This window comes from Roseovarius sp. S88 (assembly GCF_037023735.1).
GTDB lineage: Bacteria > Pseudomonadota > Alphaproteobacteria > Rhodobacterales > Rhodobacteraceae > Roseovarius > Roseovarius phycicola.
In genome coordinates, this window is sequence record NZ_CP146069.1 from 2902453 (window position 1) to 2921511 (window position 19059).

The following is a 19059-nucleotide window of genomic DNA, read 5'->3' on the forward strand; positions in this document are numbered from 1 at the left end:
CTCAGCACGCGCCGCATCGAAACCTCAGCGCGCCTGCGCGTGGTAGTCTGGATTAGGCTGCATGCCCGTGGCACTGGCCACCCGATTGGTCATATTGAAGAACCCGACAACCGATGCAATGTCCCAGATATCCCGGTCACTGAACCCCGCATCGCGCAACGCCTGACGATCCGCTTCCGTGGTCTCGGCAGACGCTTTCGTGATCCTCTCTGCAAATGCCAGCATCGCCGTTTGACGATCATCAAGATCAGCGGCGCGCCAGTTCATCACCATCGCTTCACCCAACTCCGGCTTGCCCGAAAACGCGCGAACCGCCGCACCATGCGCCACCTGGCAATACCAGCAGCGGTTAATCGAACTCACCACCACAGCGATCATCTCACGCTCCAGCTTGCTCAGCCCGCTGTCGCCCAGCATCAGGTCATTGTACATCGCTGTGAATGTATTGAGCTTTTCGATATCAAAGGCATAGGCCTTCAACACATTAGGGATCATACCCAGCTTGTCCTCGCAGATATCAAAATATTTCTGCGTGTCGTCGGGAAGTGGGTCGACCATAGGCAGGTCAAGCGCAGTGGGATCAGTGGTCACGAGACGTCAGCCTTCTTTGATACGGTAATGATACTGTCCCACAACCGTCATGCCGAGGGAAGAGTAGAGCGCATTGGCGCCCTGATTGGCCTTGGTGCAGAGCACCGCCAGATGCGTGGCCCCCTGATCGGCGGCCCAGAATGCGGCATGCCGTGTCAGATGCGTGCCCATATGACGGCCTCGGTGCGGCTCAAGCACTTCAAGCGCATGGACCATGGCGATACCCTTGTGCATCGCAACAAAACCTGTCGCCGCCGGACGGCTGCTTTCACGCCCAAAAAGCGCAGTTTTGGGCCCGTTCACGCGCGCCATCACCTCTCGCCGCGCCGCGCTGATACCGCCCGCATCCCAGATGTCTGCCTGAATGGCCAAGGGTGGCCAGATGTCAAAGGCGGTGACCTTGGGCGGGCGGTCCATGGTAAGGCGTTCTATATCGCATACATATAGATTGACCGGATCAATAATGGCGTAACCTGCATCTTCCAGGATCTGATCCAGCGCCTCTTCCCCTTCGCGGATCATAAACAAGGGTGTCTGACCAAAGGCCTTCATTGCAGTCTCAGCAAGGTGTAGATCGGTTTTTGAAACTGACCTGCGCGCTGTTGCCGCCGAGACCCGCTTGCCGCCACCTTGCCCGTCTCGCAACGTCCATGCACCTGCATCTTGTACCGCCGCGGACGGCCAAGTGTGTTCTGTCACCTCATATAGCGTCTGAACATCAGGCAACCCGGTCATGACTCAAAAAGCTCTTTAAGCTCGTCCATTGCCTGATCAATCGACGCCTTGTCCTGCCCACGGATGACAACGTTTGAGCCAAACAGACCATCGCGTTGAAACGGGTAAGAACCAAAGCTAAGTGCGGGATACCTGTCGGCCAAATCTCCCAAAGGCCCGGCAATATCCCCTTCCCCCCGCATCACATCAAGCGCGGCTGACAAGACCGGCGCACCTCCAGTCAGTGTCGGCAAGAGACCGGTCAACATAGCCTGGAAAATCTTCGGCACGCCCGCCATGACATGCACATTCTCAAGGCTGAACCCCGGCGCGCCACTCACCGGGTTGTCGATCAGGCTGGCCCCCTCCGGAATCCGCGCCATGCGCAACCGCGCCTCGTTCAATTCCAGATCCTGCCGGTCATAATGCGCCTGCAGGATTGCCCGCGCATCCTCGCGCACATCAATTTTCGCACCAAAGGCGCGCGCGACATTGCCTGCCGTAATGTCATCATGCGTCGGCCCAATCCCGCCAGAGGTAAACACATGGCTGTAGGCCGCGCGCAGCTCATTCACAGCCGTCTGGATCGCACCGCCATCGTCGGAAATCACCCGTACCTCGCTCAAATCAATCCCGTGTTCCGTCAAGGCACAGGCCAGAAAATGCATATTCGCATCCTTGGTCCTACCCGACAGGATCTCATCTCCGATCACCAGCATTGCAGCAGTGGGATTTGGCATGAGGCAGCTTACCTTGTATGATGTGTTAGCCCGGTATAGGCCTGCTCTCATGCGCTTTCAAACCCCTCTTGAACCCGCCACGCTCATCCGCCGTTACAAAAGGTTTCTCGCCGACATCCGACTTGAGAATGGGCGCGAGGTCACCGCCCATTGCGCCAACCCCGGCTCCATGATGGGCTTGGCGGAGCCCGGCACCAGGATTTGGGTCGAACCCAATGAAGATCCCAAGAAGAAGTTGAAATACGGCTGGCGGCTCGTCGATCACGAAAACGGCCATTTTACCGGCGTCGACACCAGTCTGCCGAACCGGGCGCTGAAAACCGCCCTGATGACCCAAACTATCCCTGAATTATCGGCCTATGACACTGTGCTCCCCGAGCAGAAATACGGCACCAAGAGCCGCATTGATTTCCTTCTACGCGGCACGGGCCTGCCTGATGCCTATGTCGAGGTGAAGTCCGTCACTTTGATGCGCCAACAGGGCATTGCCGAATTTCCAGACAGTGTCACGGCCCGCGGGGCAAAACACCTTACCGAATTGGCGCAGGTCGCCGCATCTGGCCATCGCGCCGTACTCTTCTACCTTGTGCAACGTACCGATTGCACAGAGGTCAGCGTGGCCGCGGATATTGATCCCACCTATGCGAGCGCCCTGCAAACAGCTGCAGCACACGGGGTTGAAATCGTCGCCTATCACGCTCAAATCACGCCTCATAGTATTGAGATCGGGAAGAAGTTACCGGTTTGCGACCCTCAGACACTGGCCCTTTGAAGCTATTCGGCCTAGATAAACCCCATGGAACGAGCCGAGGACACCCCCTTGAACGAACAGCACCGCGGCAGACTGACACGTGACGGTATCCGCATCCACGAGGCTGCAGACTTTGCTGGCATGAACAAAGCCGGGGCGCTGGCCTCAAGGATTCTCGATGAGATCGCCGATCACGTCTTTGTCGGCCAAACCACCGGTGAACTGGATCGTCTCATTGAGGCAATGGTGGACGAGGCAGACGCCAAATCCGCCACCATCGGCTACAAGGGCTACAAACACGCCAGCTGCATCAGCGTCAATCACGTGGTCTGCCATGGTATTCCCGGTGATAAAAAGCTGAAAGACGGCGATATCCTCAATATCGACGTCACCGTGATCGTTGATGGCTGGTATGGGGATACATCCCGCATGTATGTCGCAGGCCGCCGCAGCCGCAAAATCGAACGCCTCATTCAGGTGACCCACGATTCTCTGATGAAAGGCATCGAAGCGGTCAAACCCGGCAACACCTTCGGGGATATCGGCCACGCCATTCAGTCCTATGTTGAAGGCCACCGCATGAGCGTGGTGCGCGATTTCTGCGGTCACGGGCTGGGTCGGGTGTTCCACGCCCCACCAAACGTGCTGCATTATGGTCGCGCTGGCGCGGGGTTTGTACTGGAAGAAGGCATGTTCTTCACCATCGAACCCATGGTCAATCTCGGTCGGCCTGAGACAAAAATCCTTGCAGATGACTGGACAGCCGTGACCCGCGACAAATCACTCTCGGCACAGTTCGAGCACTCGATTGGCGTCACGTCAGACGGGTACGAGATTTTCACCCTCTCTGCCGGCAACCGCTTCCATCCGACCTGGACGGAATAATGCCTCGGAAGAATGGCTTCTTTCTTGTCTAAAATACCCGAATCCGAACGCCGCCCAAAAGCACGCTGTTATGTGATGTTGCGCGCGTCCAACCGGCGCTGCACCAAATAAACCGCGCCGCCAACCAATAGCCCCCAGACCGCGCCACCAAGGCCTAGAACAGTCACGCCTGAAGCTGTGATCACAAATGTGATCACAGATGCTTCCCGACAGGTTTCATCTGCCAAAGCTGCCGTCATCGACCCTGCGAACACGCCCAGCAAAGCCAACCCGGCAATTGTTGGCAGCACCACCGATGGGGCCAATGCGGCAAAGGCTGTGATCGCGCCCGCAAACAAACCCAACCCACAGTAGATCGCTCCGGCCACAACCGCAGACCAGAACCGTTGTTCCTTGTCCGGATGGCTGTCTTCACTGGCACACATCGCCGCCGTAATCGCCGCGAGACATGTGGCTGGCGCGCCAAAGGGCCCAGAGACTGCACTGAACGCCCCCACCGCACCAAGAAGCGGCCGCGAACCCGGCACATAGCCAAAACTCCGTATAACCGCGAGGCCCGGGATGTTCTGCGTGGCCATCGTCACGATGTAAAGCGGCACGCCAATCCCCAACACCGCCGCAATCGAAAACTCTGGCATCACCAAGACGGGGTTCGGCACAATTGAGGCCGGATCATAGGCAGAAAGATCACCGTGGATCACCACGCTCAACCCCGCCACAGCCACCGCACCCGGCACCGCCAACAGCTTGTTTATCCGTCCCAGAACGAACCAGGTGATCAAAATCGGCACCACAACCGTTGGGTCCTCAATCACCGATGTCACCGGCAGAATGACAATGGACAAAAGAACACCCGCCAGCATGGCTTGTGCCAACGGCGTAGGTATTGCCTCGGCCAACCGCCCCAAGGGTCGCCAAAGTCCTGAAATCACGGTCAAAGCACCGGCAACAACGAACCCGGCGACGGCCCCGGCAAACCCCGCCTCAACCGGCGCAGTCACCGCCAGAAACGCCGCCCCCGGCGTGGACCAGGCCACCGAGGCCGGGATGCGATGCACCAGGCTGAGGAATACCCCCGCAAGACCCATCGACAGCGCCGCCGCCATCAATCCCGACGCCGCCTGATCCGGGCTGGCCCCCACGGCGGTGATGCCTTGAAGCAGAATGGGAAATGAACTGAAAAACCCCACCATCGCCACGACAAACCCGGTGGAAATCGTCTGGATCGGGGGCATAGCAGCGTCTCTTCTCTTTCTATGCAGCCAGGCTAACCGGTTTGCTCTCGCCAGAAAACAGGCATCACGCCAGATCTTGAGGCCCAAGCGACAGACGAATTGCCCCTTTGGCCGTCGATATGTCGATCTCTTCACCTTTTTGCGTCACGTGCAGCGGTAATGCCGCAGCAACCTGCCGAATACGCGGCATCAGAGGCCGCCAGTCCAACGCCAGCCGCCGCGCGGCCTCTGACGGGCATAACGTCTTATGAACCCCACGCTCACGCGCAAGATCCATCAAGACATCCGCAATGTCGTCATCCGTCATGGCATATGCCGTAGGGTGGGGTTTCACCCCACCCACCCGTTTCATCCCAACGCGCTATTGCACCGCCCGCAGGTCCCCGGATGCGCGTGGCTGCCCACATCCGGCAGTATCTTCCAACACCGCTGACATTTCTCGCCCTCGGCCTTTTGGAACACCACCGTGACACCATCCACTTCCGGCAGGCGGAACGCCTCAGCCGGGCTGGGATCACCGGTCAGCGAGACCGCCGACGTGATGCAGATATCCTCGAACGCCACAGATTTCAGCACCTCCAGCAGCGCCTCATCGCGCACATGCACCGTAGGCGCGGCCTCCAGCGAGGCACCAATCACCTTGTCGGTCCGCTGCACCTCCAAAGCCGCCGTCACCACGCGCCGCGCGCGCCGGATCTCGGCCCATTTCGCCGCCAGCGGCTCATCGAGCCAGTCTTTCGGCGTTTCGGGAATGTCCTCCAGATGCACGGAACTCTCCTCGCCTGGGAACCGCTCCAGCCAGACCTCTTCCATGGTAAAGACCAGCACCGGCGCAAGCCAGGTGGTCAGCCGGTGGAACAGGATGTCCATCACCGTGCGCGCCGCGCGCCGCTCTGCCGTGTCGCCATCGCAATAGAGCACATCCTTGCGGATATCGAAGTAAAACGCGCTGAGTTCTACGGTGCAGAAGTTGAACAGTGCCTGAAACACCCCTTGGAAATCATAAGCCGAATAGCCCGTTCGCACCCGGTGATCGAGCTCCGCGAGACGGTGCAACACCCAACGCTCCAATTCCGGCATCTCCGACGGCTCAACGCGATCACTCTCGCCGAAATGGCTCAGCGCCCCGAGCATAAACCGCATCGTGTTGCGCAAACGCCGATAGCTGTCGGCGGTCCCTTTCAGGATTTCCGGCCCGATCCGCTGATCATTGGTGTAATCCGTCTGCGCCACCCAAAGCCGTAGGATATCCGCGCCGTACTGCTTCACAACCTCCTCGGGCACAATCGTATTGCCCAGGGATTTGGACATCTTGTTGCCCTTCTCGTCCAGCGTGAACCCGTGCGTCAGAACCCCACGATACGGCGCACGCCCGATGGTTCCACAGGCCTGTAGCATCGAGGAGTGAAACCACCCACGATGCTGGTCGGTGCCTTCCAGATACAAATCCGCCAGCCCATCCTCTGACCCATCCTCCCGGTCGCGCAGCACAAAGGCATGGGTGGATCCAGAGTCAAACCAGACATCGAGAATGTCATCGACCTTGTCCCAGTCATCCGGGTTATAGTCATTGCCCAGAAAGCGCTCTTTCGCGCCGGGTTTGTACCAGGCATCCGCACCCTCTTTCTCGAACGCCTCCAAAACACGCGCATTCACCGCGTCATCGCGGAGTAGATAGTCGTCATCCGTCGGCAATGCGCCCTTCTTGGTGAAGCAGGTCAGCGGCACACCCCAGGCCCTTTGGCGCGAAAGCACCCAATCTGGCCGCACCTCTATCATCGAATAAAGCCGGTTGCGCCCCGTCTGTGGCGTCCACTGCACCAGCTCGTCAATCGATTTCAGCGCCCGCTCCCGGATCGTCGTGCCGTACTCATCCTGCCCATCGCCAACAACCTTATCCACGGCGGCAAACCACTGCGGCGTGTTGCGATAGATGATCGGCGCTTTCGAGCGCCAGGAATGCGGATAGGAATGCTTGATCTTGCCGCGTGCCAGCAGACCGCCAACCTCCACCAACTTGTTGATCACCGCCGTGTTGGCATCTCCCTCCTTGCCCTTCCGGCTCAGAATATAGGTGCCGCCAAAGAACGGCAGATCGGCCCGGAACGACCCGTCATCCATGACGTTATAGGTGATGACCTGCTCCAGCATGCCCAGATCACGGTAAAGCTCATATTCCTCCATCCCGTGGGACGGAGCGCAATGGACGAACCCGGTGCCTTCTTCATCGGTAACAAAGTCAGCCGCACGAAAATCACGCAGGTCGTCCCATTCGCCGTTGGAGCCTTCGGCATCTCGCAATGGATGGGCAAGTTTGAGATTAGACAACTCTTTTGCATCTATATCCCGAACACGTTTCCACATCGCGTCGTCCAAACGCGCGCGCGACATTACGTCAGCTGCGAGCTTGTCGGCCAAGATGAAGCGGTCGCCAACATTGGCCCAACATTCATCGGGTGTTTTGGTGACTTCATATACGCCGTAGTCGATGTCTTCGCCGAAAACGACCGCCTTGTTCGACGGGATCGTCCAAGGCGTCGTGGTCCAAATAACAACGCTTGCACCCTGAAGTCTTAAGTCGAATTTGTTGTTTTTTTGCGCTTCAAAGTCCTTGGCACCAACAACCCCAAACTTCACCCAAACCGTAAAGCTCTCCTTGTCGTGATACTCTACCTCCGCCTCGGCCAGCGCGGTCTGCTCAATGGGCGACCACATCACCGGCTTTGACCCCTGATAAAGCGTGCCATTCATCAGGAATTTCTGGAATTCCTCCGCGATGATCCGCTCGGACCGGTAATCCATCGTGATATAGGGCTTCGACCAGCGCCCGGTCACACCCAGCCGCTTGAACTCCTCACGCTGGATGTCGATCCAGCCCTCGGCGAACTTCCGGCATTCCTGCCGGAAATCGACCACGTCCACCTGATCCTTGTTCTGCCCCTTGGCGCGGTATTGTTCTTCGATCTTCCACTCGATGGGAAGCCCGTGACAATCCCAGCCCGGGATATAGCGCGCATCACGGCCCATCATCTGCTGGGACCGCACCACCATGTCCTTCAGGATCTTGTTGAGCGCATGCCCGATATGCAGATGCCCGTTCGCATAGGGCGGTCCATCATGCAGCGTGAACGGCTCCCGTCCTTCCGCCTTGTCGCGCAAACGCTTGTAAACACGCAGCTTATTCCACCGCTCAAGCCAGTCCGGCTCGCGCTTGGGCAGGCCCGCGCGCATCGGAAACTCGGTCTGCGGCAGGTTCAGCGTGTCTTTGTAATCGGGTGTCGTATCGGTCGTGTCGGCGCACATCGGATGCGTCCTTTTCGTCGTCAGGTGTCTTGGAAAATCAGGGGGCGGCGCGGGGTTCCAAACGCCTTGTCCCGGCGGCTCACGTCTCTCAGAGCGCCGGGCATATAATTCGAATAATGATGGCACGTGGATACATCATGGCGCGGTTATAGGCAGGGGCGAAGGTGGGGGCAAGAATGAATGCGGGGGCTTGAAAAGAGCAAAAGCCGTTCTGCTAACCCCCAGCCCGGAATCAAGCGCGAAGCGCGCCGGACCAACGACGGCCCGTTCCGGCGGGCTGGTGCTTTGTCAATGCAAGTGCACCAATCGAATTGAAGAGGTATTTGGCAGCCATAAACGGCACAGAACATCTGCAAGAGCGCCATCCCACGGGCCGTCGCAGGCCCGGCTCAAATCCCATAAACCCGCTGCACACTCTCCCGCTCCGCCACCGCACCTGCAACCCGCGCCACGTTCGGAAACTCCGCCAACTGAGGATGCCCCTTCGCATCACTCAGCCAAGTCGTCAGCATGTAAAGATAGATATCCGCAGCACTAAAGCGCTCCCCCAGAACCCAGCGCCCTTCTCCGATTTGGCGGTCAATCACGCCCCAGCTTTCCCGCAACCGCCGGCACCCCCGCCGCACGGCATCAGCCTCCAACGCCGCATCCTCCACAAACCGATCCGGATAATAGGTCTGCTGATACGCGGTCTGAACTGTGTTGGAGAAATAGACCAAGGTCTGCAAGAATTGCGCCCGCTCAGGCGCATCCACTGCCGGGGCCAGCCCCGCCTCTGGATGCCTGTCGCACAAAAACACCGTGATCGCAGCCGCTTCATACATCGCACCGCCATCCCAAAGCAGCACCGGCACCCAGCCATTGGGGTTCACCGCAAGCTGCGCATCCGGGCGCGGCTCCCCAGGCTCTATCGTGGTGTCGAGAAGTTCATAAGGCACGCCAATATCTTCGAGCACCACCCGCACCCCCATAGAGGCGCTGCCAGTGGCGTAATACAGTTTGTACATAAGTCCCCTCTTCGGTCAGACTGTGCGTGACCCCAACCCTCTCGCAAAGAAGACCCATGTACCAGCCCAAAGATATCGTCACCTCAATCGACCAGATCTACGCCGACATGCGGCGGCCCTATGACAGCCAGACGGGTAAATTCATCGACCATGTGGATGATCATATCCGCGTCTGGATCGAACATTCCACATTCCTGACCATGGCCACGGTGGACAAGTCCGGCAACATGGATGTCTCGCCCAAAGGCGACCCGGCGGGCTTTGTGAAGGTGCTCGACCGCAAAACGCTCGCGATCCCTGACCGTCCCGGCAATCACCGCTATGACGGGTTTCAGAACCTCTTTGAGACCGGTCGCATCGGCCTTGTCTTCTTTGTTCCGCACCGTACCGAGGTGGTGCGCGTGAATGGCAGCGCTGTGGTGGTGCGCGACATGGAGGTGCGCGAACAATGCGCCATTAAAGGCCGTATCCCTGACTTCGCTGTCATTGTGACCGTCGAAGAAGCCTTCTACCATTGCGGAAAATCGGTGATCCGCTCCCGCCTCTGGCAAGCCGATGCCCATCCCAAGCCGGAGGGATTGCCCACCTATGCCGAAGCGCTCATCGCCCATGGCCAGCTCGACGTGGACTATGACGACATGCACGCCCATTTGCGCAACAATGAGGAAAACAGGCTTTACGACGAGTAACCACGGCGCGCGCTGCGTTTACCTGGACCAATGCCTCATACCGCACCGGCGCAATACCGACGTAACACCGACGTGATACCGACATGCCGTTTTCTCTTGTTTTCAGCGCGTTAACCATGCTTCGCGGCTCGATTTGCAAATCCTCCGCACCAACGTCACACTTCACAACATGAGCAACGCCCTACCCCCTCGCTTTGACATCACACGCGCTGAGATAGAACGCGTCGTGGGGGCTTTTTATGAAGCCTGCCGCGCGCATCCGGGCCTAGGCCCTGTCTTTGCCAAACACGTTGAGGATTGGGATGCCCATGAGGCCAAAGTATCCGATTTCTGGGCTGGAACGATCCTCCATGAAAGGGGCTATGAGGGCAACGCACTGGCGGCGCATGTGAAGGCTGGTAATGTGCAACCGGGCATGTTCTCAACCTGGCTGGATCTGTTTGACGGTGTACTCAGGACCGAGCTTGCACCGGATCAGGCTGCCGCATGGTCAGCGCTGGCTCACCGTATTGGCCAGACCTTGCGCGCAGGCGTGGTTGAACGAAACACGCTCAAAGACGGCGTACCAAACCTTGGCAAAACAGGTTTTTCTTCAAAAGCTTAGCTTTTACTGAAAAGACCTGTAAGGGCTCTTTGAACCAGCCGCGTCACGCTGGGTCGCTTGAGCGCAACAAACGGCATTGGGCGGCACACTTCCATCGCGGCGACGCCCACACGCGCTGTCAGCGCGCCGTTTACAATCCCCTCACCAAAGCGACGTGACAGTTTGGACAAAACCCCGCCCCCGGCAATGGAGCCAATCATGTCATCGCCGATAGCCACAGCGCCCGTGGCCACCAGATGGCTCATCACGGCCCGCGCCAATCGCCAACTGCCCAATGTGCCCGAGCGTCCACCATAAATCTCTGCAATGCGCCGGATCATCCGGAGGTTCGCCGTGAGTGCTGCTATCACATCCGCGAAGGCCAAGGGCACAATGGCCGTGACAGTCGCCACTTGCCGTGCCGCCGCCTCGACTTCGCGTGCGGCAACCAGATCGAGGGGACCCAAGATTTCCGTCTCAGCCAGCGCCAAAAGCCCAGCAGCATCAAGCTGATCCGCCTGTAAGGACGCCACCCGATCCTGCCCCCAGCGCACATCTTCACGCCCTGCATAAAACCGCTCAAGGTCGCGCAGAACCCCTCGCGCTTCACCCAAATCAGACGCGGCCAGCGCGGCCTCAGTGCGGCGATGCAACCGGTCTATACGAGACAATCGCGAAAAGGCGGCAAGCTCTCGTAGAATTAGCACAAAACAGACCAACACAAAGGCAATGATCAAGGCCGTGACGGCGTATCCCAACACCGGGTTTTGCGCGACAAGCCCGGTAACGAAGGCCCAGGCCGAAATAGATACAACAGCCCCAAACAGCGCAAACAGCAACCCCCAGAATAGCCGCGTCAGGCGAGATGGACGCCGCGCCGCTAAGTTCGCCATGGTTTGCATAGCGCGCCCCTCGGGTGCGATCTCTGGTGCCACATCCGGGACCGGGGCGGCTTCGGTCGGGCTGGGCGTGTGTACCTCATCCTCCAGATCAATGAGAACCGGACCTCTGCTCATGCCATGCTCCTGCGCTCGGGGGGCCAGACCATAAGAATATCACGCCGCCCTGGTCCAGTCCGGTTCTTTTCCGCAAAGCCATGCCGCGTGTAAAACCGGCGCGCGCGTTCATTGTTTTGATGCACCCAGAGATCTATCGCGCCAACCGCTTTCTGCGCATCCTGCAACAAGGCCTGGCCAATACCCAGGCCCTGCGCACGGGGATGAACGTAGAGCGCATGCAGCCGCTCATTATTGCGCATAACAAACCCAGCTGGTCCATCGCAGTCAGCAATCAACCGCACCCAGCCGCGCGCCGTCACCTTGAGTATCACCCAAAAATCCGAAACACCATCCGCCCCATGATGAGCCCGCAGAATGCGCACGAGGGCGGGCACATGCCAAACACGCGCAACACGAGGGTTCATAACTGGTCTCCAAACAAAAATTGCGCCGCGCGATCCAACCGGATATGCGGTGGGCCTTCACCTGGCTTAAGGGTCGAGAGAGAGGGCGCGAAATTCATCACCTCATAGTCCGCCTCAAGCCACTGGTTTGCTCCGTCGCGCGCCGGGTTCAGGATCTTGCCGGGATCATCCGGCAAAGCTCCAGGGTAGAATGCGGCTTGCTTTCCACGCTGACCGTCCTGCGTCAGAAGCGTGCCGCGAACGCAATTCAGCGTTTCACGCTCATGCGTGCGCGTCTCTTCTGTCGTGGCCCGGATGGACGCCAACGCCAGGGCCGATGTCTCCGCCCCGGCAAACGCGGCCCGATCGCGCGCATCGCGCAAAAGCGCTTCGGTCAGCGCAGTCAGCTGCGCATGTTGCGTGTGATGCAGGTGGTCTGCCTTAGTTGCCGCAAACAGGATCTTTTCCACCCGACGTCCTCTGAAAATTCGGCTCAGAAACGCGTTTGTGCCAGGCCGGAATGCAGACAGTATATCGCGCATCGCCAGGCGCATATCCTCAACCGCTTGCGGGCCGGAATGCACGGCACCCAAAACATCAACAAGCACAACTTGGCGGTCAATCCGCGCAAAGTGATCGCGAAAGAAGGGTTTCACAACTCGGGATTTATAAGCTTCAAATCTTCGCTCGAACTCGCGCCAAAGCGATTTGCGCGCGGGTTTTGACAGCGGCGGCAAGGGTGCAAAAGTCAGTACAGGCGACCCCGCCAGATCACCCGGCAGAAGAAACCGTCCGGGTGTGCAATCCGACAACCCCGCGGCGCGAGCCTGAGCCAGATAGTCAGTGTATCGCTGCGCCAAAGCTTGCGCCGCAGGCTCGTCAAGCGGTGCCGAGGCATCCTGCGCACGCATCAATTCGAGATACTCCGCCGCCTCAGGTCGGGATTCGATGCGGGTCAAAGTGTCCTGAGACCACTCCGCAAAACTTTTACCCAGCAGCCCCAAATCCAAGAGCCATTCCCCGGGATAATCAACAATATCAATGTGCACGGTGCGCGGCCCCTGTAGCCCACCCAACAATCCCGAAGGCCGAACACGCAACGACAATCGCAACTCCGAGATCGCCCGCGTGCTTTCCGGCCAGTGCGGATACTCAGCGGTTAGAGCCCCGAGATGCGTCTCATAGTCAAAGCGCGGCAGCGTGTCGTTCGGCTGCGGCTGCAAGAATGCTGCGGTGATCCGCCCATCGGCCGCAGCCAAAAGTCCCGGCATACGTCCGCGATCCATTAAGTTGGCCACCAGAGACGTGATGAACACGGTCTTGCCCGCCCGGCTTAACCCCGTGACACCAAGGCGAAGGACCGGCTCTCGAAACACGCTCGACACCGTATCCGACACACTGTCCAAGCCGCGTGTAAGCCTGTCTGCTAATGTGGAAATGACCAAAGACTGCCCCCTTTGCATTCAAGATAGGCCTGCCCCGCTCGGCTTGCCAGAGGGAAGTCAGGGGGGAATTTTCGCGCAAAAGTATATCGGCCAGACAGAGCGCATAGAGAGGGATTGTGCAGCACACAGACAGCAGGCTACAAGCCCGCCATGCCACGATACGCCCTCAAAGTCGAATACAACGGCGCACCTTTTGCCGGCTGGCAAAGGCAAGCCGACCAACCTTCCGTGCAAGGGGCCATCGAAGAGGCGCTGTCCAAGCTTCAACCAGGGTCTCACGCCATTGCCGCAGCCGGGCGCACCGATGCAGGCGTGCACGGGCTTGGACAGGTGGCACAGTGTGATCTGACCAAGGCTTGGGATCCGTTTCGATTGTCCGAGGCGCTCAACCACCATCTCAAGCCCAACCCAGTGGCCATCGTGGATTGCGCGCAAGCGGACGAAGACTGGCACGCCCGCTTTTCAGCTGTCGAGCGGCGCTATCTTTTTCGGCTTTTGATGCGACGTGCACCAGTCACGCATGATGCCGGGCTGGTGTGGCAAGTGGCCTATGATCTCGATGTAGACGCCATGCGCCAAGGTGCGGCCCACCTCATCGGCAACCACGATTTTACCACGTTTCGCTCCAGCATTTGCCAGGCCAAAAGCCCGGTCAAAACACTAGATGAAATCAAGATTGACCGGATTGACGGCCTAAGCGGTCCGGAAATCCACTTCCACCTGCGCGCGCGATCCTTTCTGCACAATCAGGTGCGCAGCATTGTCGGCACACTGGAACGCGTGGGGCGCGGATCATGGTCTCCAGAAGATGTCAAATCCGCACTTGAGGCGCATGATCGCGCCGCCTGCGGCCCCGTTTGCCCACCGCACGGGCTTTACCTGGTCGGTGTGACATATCCTGATGACCCGTTTGCTGATTAGCCTTTGATCTTGGCACGTGACGCCGCTAAACCAAGGCCAGCGGTCCCGTAGCTCAACTGGATAGAGCAGCTGACTTCTAATCAGCAGGCTGAGGGTTCGAGTCCTTCCGGGATCGCCAGTTTTATCAATGCCTTAAACGGACCGAGTTGCAAGATTTCGACTCTGGGCAAGTACAGGATAAGCCTGTGAGCGCAGATTTTCTTTGGTGTCTCCCCAAGGTTGCACGAAGCTCAAAGACTCGGTCACGAAATTCTCTGACATGAATTGGTAAGCTTAACTCTGAGAACATGGTCATCCCCTTGGCCTTCTACTGCGACGGCTTCCGCTAAACACCGTGCGATACAGCAAACGGCGCACGCCATCATAGTCGTTTGTGGCAAAATCCAACGTCATCCGGTTGTCCCACACCGCAACGTCGCCTGTTTGCCGTTTAAGGCGGCATGACAAGTCCGGGCGCGTGCAGCTTTTATAGATTGCGTCTAAGATTGGTGCGCTTTCTTCCCCAGAAAACTGAAATCCGTGTGCCACCGCCCTCCGAATACTCCGGTATTCTGTTGGTTTGCTTCCTTCAACACAAGGATGACTTGGGGATCATCTTCCAAGGGCGAAACAATGCGCTTGGAGCTTTCGTTTCTTTGGCGCGCAATACACGCAGGCCACGTAACCTTGCTATTTCTGGCTGAGCCATCCGAGAGCGTTGACCGCGGCGAACAGAATTGCCGCAACGCAAACTATGGACGGGCCGGCGGGTGTGTCAAAAATGTAAGCGGCCCGCAAGCCGACAAACGCTGACAGACCTCCAATTGCGGCTGCAACCGCGGCCATAGCTTCTGGGGTCCGAGCCAAACCCCTTGCTGCCGCAGCCGGGATGATCAGCATCGCCGCAATCAGCAAAACGCCGACAACTTTGATTGCGACTGCTACCGTAATCGCAAGCGAGAGTGTAAGTGTCATCTGCTCATGTTTCGGATTTATGCCACTGGCATATGCCAAGTCCTCGTTGAGTGTCGACGTCAACAGTGCCGACCAGCGCCATAACATCAGCGCGACCACCAAGGCCGCCCCACCCCATATCACCGCTAGGTCCATGCTCGAGACCGCGAGGATGTCACCAAACAGATACGCCATCAGATCGATACGAATTCCTGGCAAAAAAGATACGGCGACAAGGCCAAAGGCCAACGCAGAATGGGCCAGCACCCCCAAGAGGGTGTCCATTGCGTATCCACGTCCGGCCATCAGCGTGACCGTCAGCGCCATGATCAGCGCCACGGCCAGCGTCCCCGGAAAGATAGACATTTCGAGCGCCAGGGACAGGGCAACGCCGAGAATGGCGGCATGCGCTGTGGCGTCTCCAAAATAGGCCATGCGGCGCCAAACCACAAAACACCCCAAGGGAGCGGCTGCAAAAGCCACTCCGATTCCGGCAAGAGTGGCGCGGGTCATGAAGTCGTCTAGCACTACTCTGCGGCCTCGTGTTGGTGGTCATGATCATGATCGTGGTCATGCCGGTAAAGAGCCAGCGCACCGCCTGTTCCCGCGCCAAAGAGCGCGCGGTACTGGGGAGCCGAAGCAACCACCGCAGGCGCTCCTTCGCAGCAGACGTGGCCATTGAGGCAGACTACCCGGTCCGATGCACTCATCACGACGTGCAGATCGTGGCTTATCATCAAAACCGCGCACCCGGTTTCATTACGCACCGCTTCGATCTGCAGGTAGAATGCGGCTGAGCCCGGCTGGTCAAGCCCCTGGGTCGCTTCATCCAGCAACAGAACATCCGGGCGATTCAAAAGAGCGCGCGCGAGCAAAACGCGCTGGAACTGTCCGCCAGAGAGCTGGGACATCTGCCGTTTCAAGAGATCGGGCACTCCAGCGGCCTCCAATGCTCCCTCGCAGGTTGCAATGTCAACGCGATCCGTCAGCCGCATGAACCGTCCGACGGTAATCGGCAGTGTCCGGTCGATGTGGATGCGTTGGGGCACATATCCGATCTTGAGCCCCGGCTTCATGTTGATACTGCCGTTTGCCGAGGGCGTTGCGCCAATAATAGCACGAAACAGGCTCGTTTTGCCCGAGCCGTTCGGGCCAACAATGGTGACGATCTCCCCGGCATCCAGAGACAGCGATACATTGCGCACCACAATATGGGCACCATAGGCGACGCTCAGGTTTTTTACGGAAACAAGGCTCACGACTCTGCCTGTTTTGAGCAAGCCGGGCACACGCCCTCAGCCTCTACCACTGTTTTTTCAATTTGGAAACCAGTCGCGCGTGCGGCCTCGCCCAATGTGCCATTGGAAGGTGCGGACTGCGCCTCGGCTACGGCATCGCACAGACGGCAGATCATAAACGCGGGTGAGTGATTCACGCCTGGACTGGCACAGGCGACAAAGGCGTTCAGGCGTTCGATTTTGTGGGCAAAACCATGTTCGGTCAGGAAATCCAGCGCGCGGTAGGCGACCGGGGGCTGAGAACCAAAGCCCGCTTCGCGTAGCAAATCGAGGATTGCATATGCGCCCAATGCGCGGTGCTCTTGAAGGAGCAACTCCAAAACCTTTCTCCGAACCGGCGTCAAGCGAAGACCTTCGTTCGAGCACCGGGCTTCAGCCGCTTTCAGCGCGTGACTGACACATTGCGCGTGATTGTGCTTTTCAAAGCCAACTGGCGACTTGGCATCGTAATTTATGGCGTGGTCGTTGCTTGTCATGTCCATTGGTATGCAGTATGAGACGAGTAATGTTATAAAATCACGTAGAGGCCTCAATGTCCAGATCACTTCTATCGCTGTCCGCTACCGCAATTTTGTCGGGAGGTACAGCACTCGCTGATGTGCCAAAGGTCGCGGTGGACATCGCGCCGGTCCATTCCCTTGTTGCACGGGTGATGGACGGTGTGGGCGAGCCAGACTTGATCGTACAGCCGGGTGCCTCTCCTCATGAATACAGCCTGCGACCATCTGAAGCCGCTGCTTTGCAGGCCGCTGATCTTGTGCTTTGGATGGGCAAAGACCTCACGCCCTGGATGGAAGGCGCCATTGACACATTGGCGACAAATGCTTCAGTCACGACACTTCTTGAGGCGGACGGGGTCAAGCTGCTGGACTTCCGGGAAGGGGCATTGTTTGAAGCACATGACCACGACGATCACGAAGAACACGCAAAAGATGATGATCACGAAGAGCATGCGTCCGACAAGGATCACGACCACGATCACGAAGAACATGCGCATGACGACCATGCAGGCCATGATCACGGCGAGCATGACCCCCATGCTTGGCTGTCGCCGGAGAATGCCAGCACCTGGCTGAACGTGATTGCGGCACAGCTATCGGCGGTAGATCCGGGTAATGCAGGGTCCTATTTCGCCAACGCGTCGGCAGCCCGTACCGAGATGGAGGCGCTTTCAGCTGAAATCAAGGCAACGCTTGAACCTGCCCGTGGCGGCAGCTTTATCGTCTTCCACGACGCGTACCAGTATTTCGAAAGTGATTTCGATTTCCCGGCATCAGGTGCTATCTCCATCAGTGACGCATCTGATCCCAGCCCGGCCCGGATCGCCGAAATGCAGGGACGTATTCGTGAGGAAGGTGTCGATTGTGTTCTGGCAGAACCACAATTCAACGCGGGTCTGGTAGCGGCGGTGCTCGACGGGACAGACGCCAATACCGGGGTCATCGACCCGCTTGGCGCAATGCTTGAACCGGGTAAAGCGCTCTATCCGCAACTCCTTCTCAACATGGCTAAGACCCTGGCGGAATGCCTGTAGCGCCATTGTCTTAGCCCCGTAAAACTGTGCCTCTGTTTGCGTATCACGGGAAGTTGGAAGGATGGCGCGGAAGCGGTCTTTGGATGAATATGCTCTGAATTTGTTGTGCGCGATGAATATGCGTCTGCTTGGTGGTCTGAATGTTGTGACCACCTGGCGATGATCCGGTTGGTTAAGCACTACAGCCGGTACTGGTATCGCAAAATCACGGGTCTGTTGCGTATGGAAGGCTGGTGCGTCAAACACAAGAAGGTTGTGCGTTTATGAGCCTAAGACACTTAAGCGGACGGTTGTTAAACCCACTGAAAATTCGCTTTTTTCATCATTGAAGAAACTAATCATGGCAACGCGTTCAGCTAGCTAAATCCCACCTCAATTCATCTCAAGTTCATCCAAACCTCGAGACCAAGCTATGCCCATTAGATGCCCAAACTTGGCATCGAAAGCCCCTTAATTTCAGCGGCTTATGGGAATTCGCACGTACGCCTGTCCAACAGATTTCCGATAATTCATTGTCTTTAAAGTATTTTTTTGGTGCCGGGGGCGTCTTCATATTTCTACTACAATATATTGATATCAAAAAATTATTCTAAATTCGATTTACTTCGTTACCCCCAGTGTTACCCCCAAAGAAAAATCTCTTCTCTGGTACGATTCCTGAATGAGGAATCTCTTCGGCGATTTTAGCGGATTTGGTGGCTCGCGCAACTTCGTGTACGCTGCCGTTCGCCTAGGTTTTCGTAACCCTAGGGCATCGCGATGCTCTTCAATCATGGAGAGTTCGTGATGCGGATACTATCGAAACGCCAATTGAAGGAGCTTGTTCTTTACTCGCCTCAACACATCGCAAGACTGGAGAAAGCCGGGAAGTTTCCAAAGCGAATACAACTCGGCTCGAACCGGGTCGGATGGCTTGAAAGCGAAGTGCATGAATGGCTCCAGAAAAAACTGGCCGCACGTTAGGCCCAAACGATGCTCCTTTGGGAGCACAGGGTGGTCGGGTGTGCACAACCTGGCCACCCGACATT

21 protein-coding genes and 1 tRNA gene are annotated in these 19059 nt (G+C 57.8%); 8 read left to right on the forward strand and 14 right to left on the reverse strand.

What is annotated here, in order from left to right; genetic code table 11:
• Positions 1-24: 24 nt before the first annotated feature.
• From RZ517_RS14735 to RZ517_RS14745, 3 genes are read right to left on the reverse strand one after another with little or no spacing between them, the layout of a single operon-like run.
• A complete protein-coding gene (locus RZ517_RS14735; protein ID WP_338551174.1) occupies positions 25-558 on the reverse strand; it encodes a peroxidase-related enzyme in 534 nt (177 codons plus the stop codon).
• 39 nt (positions 559-597) lie between these two features.
• Positions 598-1326 carry a GNAT family N-acetyltransferase gene (locus tag RZ517_RS14740; RefSeq protein WP_338548924.1) on the reverse strand — a complete coding sequence of 243 codons (729 nt, stop codon included), beginning with the start codon at positions 1324-1326 and terminating at the stop codon, positions 598-600.
• Complete coding sequence (locus tag RZ517_RS14745; protein ID WP_338548925.1) at positions 1323-2045, reverse strand: competence/damage-inducible protein A; 723 nt, start codon at positions 2043-2045, stop codon at positions 1323-1325. Before RZ517_RS14745 ends, RZ517_RS14740 begins: the two co-directional genes overlap by 4 nt.
• Before the next feature lie 49 nt (positions 2046-2094).
• Here RZ517_RS14745 and sfsA point away from each other — a divergent pair, with 49 nt between their 5' ends.
• Together sfsA and map are read left to right on the forward strand one after the other, a co-directional pair.
• The gene (gene sfsA / locus RZ517_RS14750; RefSeq protein ID WP_338548926.1) at positions 2095-2817 is read left to right on the forward strand and encodes a DNA/RNA nuclease SfsA; all 723 of its coding nucleotides are present in this window, start codon (positions 2095-2097) and stop codon (positions 2815-2817) included.
• A gap of 48 nt (positions 2818-2865) precedes the next feature.
• Entirely contained in the window at positions 2866-3681 is an 816-nt protein-coding gene (gene map / locus RZ517_RS14755) for a type I methionyl aminopeptidase (protein ID WP_338548927.1), read from the forward strand.
• Between the two features lie 68 nt (positions 3682-3749).
• Here the strand turns inward: map and RZ517_RS14760 are convergent, their stop codons facing one another.
• The 4 genes from RZ517_RS14760 to RZ517_RS14775 all read right to left on the reverse strand — a co-directional run bounded on the left by RZ517_RS14760 (position 3750) and on the right by RZ517_RS14775 (position 9226).
• Positions 3750-4916, reverse strand: a complete 1167-nt coding sequence (locus RZ517_RS14760; protein ID WP_338548928.1) for a benzoate/H(+) symporter BenE family transporter — start codon at positions 4914-4916, stop codon at positions 3750-3752.
• 64 nt (positions 4917-4980) lie between these two features.
• Positions 4981-5223 (reverse strand): DUF3253 domain-containing protein, encoded by a 243-nt coding sequence (locus RZ517_RS14765; RefSeq protein ID WP_317057227.1) that lies wholly within the window; start codon positions 5221-5223, stop codon positions 4981-4983.
• Between the two features lie 41 nt (positions 5224-5264).
• Entirely contained in the window at positions 5265-8219 is a 2955-nt protein-coding gene (ileS, locus tag RZ517_RS14770; protein ID WP_338548929.1) for an isoleucine--tRNA ligase, read from the reverse strand.
• A 389-nt stretch (positions 8220-8608) separates the two neighbouring features.
• Complete coding sequence (locus RZ517_RS14775) at positions 8609-9226, reverse strand: glutathione S-transferase family protein (protein WP_338548930.1); 618 nt, start codon at positions 9224-9226, stop codon at positions 8609-8611.
• Positions 9227-9282: 56 nt separating this feature from the next.
• On the opposite strand from RZ517_RS14775, the gene RZ517_RS14780 reads away from it, so the two are divergent.
• Positions 9283-9915 (forward strand): MSMEG_1061 family FMN-dependent PPOX-type flavoprotein, encoded by a 633-nt coding sequence (locus tag RZ517_RS14780; protein WP_338548931.1) that lies wholly within the window; start codon positions 9283-9285, stop codon positions 9913-9915.
• Between the two features lie 169 nt (positions 9916-10084).
• On the forward strand, positions 10085-10519 hold the full coding sequence (locus tag RZ517_RS14785; RefSeq protein ID WP_338548932.1) for a group III truncated hemoglobin: 435 nt from the start codon (positions 10085-10087) through the stop codon (positions 10517-10519).
• Here the strand turns inward: RZ517_RS14785 and RZ517_RS14790 are convergent.
• Genes RZ517_RS14790 through RZ517_RS14800 form a run of 3 tightly spaced genes read right to left on the reverse strand, consistent with a single transcriptional unit; the run spans position 10516 to position 13345 of the window.
• Complete coding sequence (locus RZ517_RS14790; protein ID WP_338548933.1) at positions 10516-11514, reverse strand: YcjF family protein; 999 nt, start codon at positions 11512-11514, stop codon at positions 10516-10518. The genes RZ517_RS14785 and RZ517_RS14790 overlap by 4 nt on opposite strands.
• Complete coding sequence (locus RZ517_RS14795; protein ID WP_338548934.1) at positions 11511-11921, reverse strand: GNAT family N-acetyltransferase; 411 nt, start codon at positions 11919-11921, stop codon at positions 11511-11513. Before RZ517_RS14795 ends, RZ517_RS14790 begins: the two co-directional genes overlap by 4 nt.
• A complete protein-coding gene (locus tag RZ517_RS14800; protein ID WP_338548935.1) occupies positions 11918-13345 on the reverse strand; it encodes a YcjX family protein in 1428 nt (475 codons plus the stop codon). Before RZ517_RS14800 ends, RZ517_RS14795 begins: the two co-directional genes overlap by 4 nt.
• Before the next feature lie 150 nt (positions 13346-13495).
• Here RZ517_RS14800 and truA point away from each other — a divergent pair, with 150 nt between their 5' ends.
• Together truA and RZ517_RS14810 are read left to right on the forward strand one after the other, a co-directional pair.
• On the forward strand, positions 13496-14266 hold the full coding sequence (gene truA / locus RZ517_RS14805) for a tRNA pseudouridine(38-40) synthase TruA (RefSeq protein ID WP_338548936.1): 771 nt from the start codon (positions 13496-13498) through the stop codon (positions 14264-14266).
• A 41-nt stretch (positions 14267-14307) separates the two neighbouring features.
• A tRNA-Arg gene (locus RZ517_RS14810) sits at positions 14308-14384 on the forward strand.
• A gap of 173 nt (positions 14385-14557) precedes the next feature.
• Here RZ517_RS14810 and RZ517_RS18410 read toward each other — a convergent pair.
• From RZ517_RS18410 to RZ517_RS14825, 4 genes are all read right to left on the reverse strand, one after another.
• The gene (locus RZ517_RS18410) at positions 14558-14794 is read right to left on the reverse strand and encodes a TauD/TfdA dioxygenase family protein (RefSeq protein ID WP_422395546.1); all 237 of its coding nucleotides are present in this window, start codon (positions 14792-14794) and stop codon (positions 14558-14560) included.
• Positions 14795-14935: 141 nt separating this feature from the next.
• Positions 14936-15727, reverse strand: a complete 792-nt coding sequence (locus tag RZ517_RS14815; RefSeq protein WP_338548937.1) for a metal ABC transporter permease — start codon at positions 15725-15727, stop codon at positions 14936-14938.
• Positions 15727-16458: a metal ABC transporter ATP-binding protein gene (locus tag RZ517_RS14820; RefSeq protein ID WP_338548938.1), complete on the reverse strand. Its 732-nt coding sequence runs from the start codon at positions 16456-16458 to the stop codon at positions 15727-15729. Before RZ517_RS14820 ends, RZ517_RS14815 begins: the two co-directional genes overlap by 1 nt.
• Positions 16455-16973 (reverse strand): transcriptional repressor, encoded by a 519-nt coding sequence (locus RZ517_RS14825; RefSeq protein WP_338548939.1) that lies wholly within the window; start codon positions 16971-16973, stop codon positions 16455-16457. Before RZ517_RS14825 ends, RZ517_RS14820 begins: the two co-directional genes overlap by 4 nt.
• 56 nt (positions 16974-17029) lie before the next feature.
• On the opposite strand from RZ517_RS14825, the gene RZ517_RS14830 reads away from it, so the two are divergent.
• Both RZ517_RS14830 and RZ517_RS14835 read left to right on the forward strand, forming a co-directional pair.
• Positions 17030-18031 carry a zinc ABC transporter substrate-binding protein gene (locus RZ517_RS14830; RefSeq protein ID WP_338548940.1) on the forward strand — a complete coding sequence of 334 codons (1002 nt, stop codon included), beginning with the start codon at positions 17030-17032 and terminating at the stop codon, positions 18029-18031.
• A gap of 786 nt (positions 18032-18817) precedes the next feature.
• Positions 18818-18994 (forward strand): helix-turn-helix transcriptional regulator, encoded by a 177-nt coding sequence (locus RZ517_RS14835; RefSeq protein WP_338548941.1) that lies wholly within the window; start codon positions 18818-18820, stop codon positions 18992-18994.
• The last annotated feature ends 65 nt before the right edge of the window (positions 18995-19059 follow it).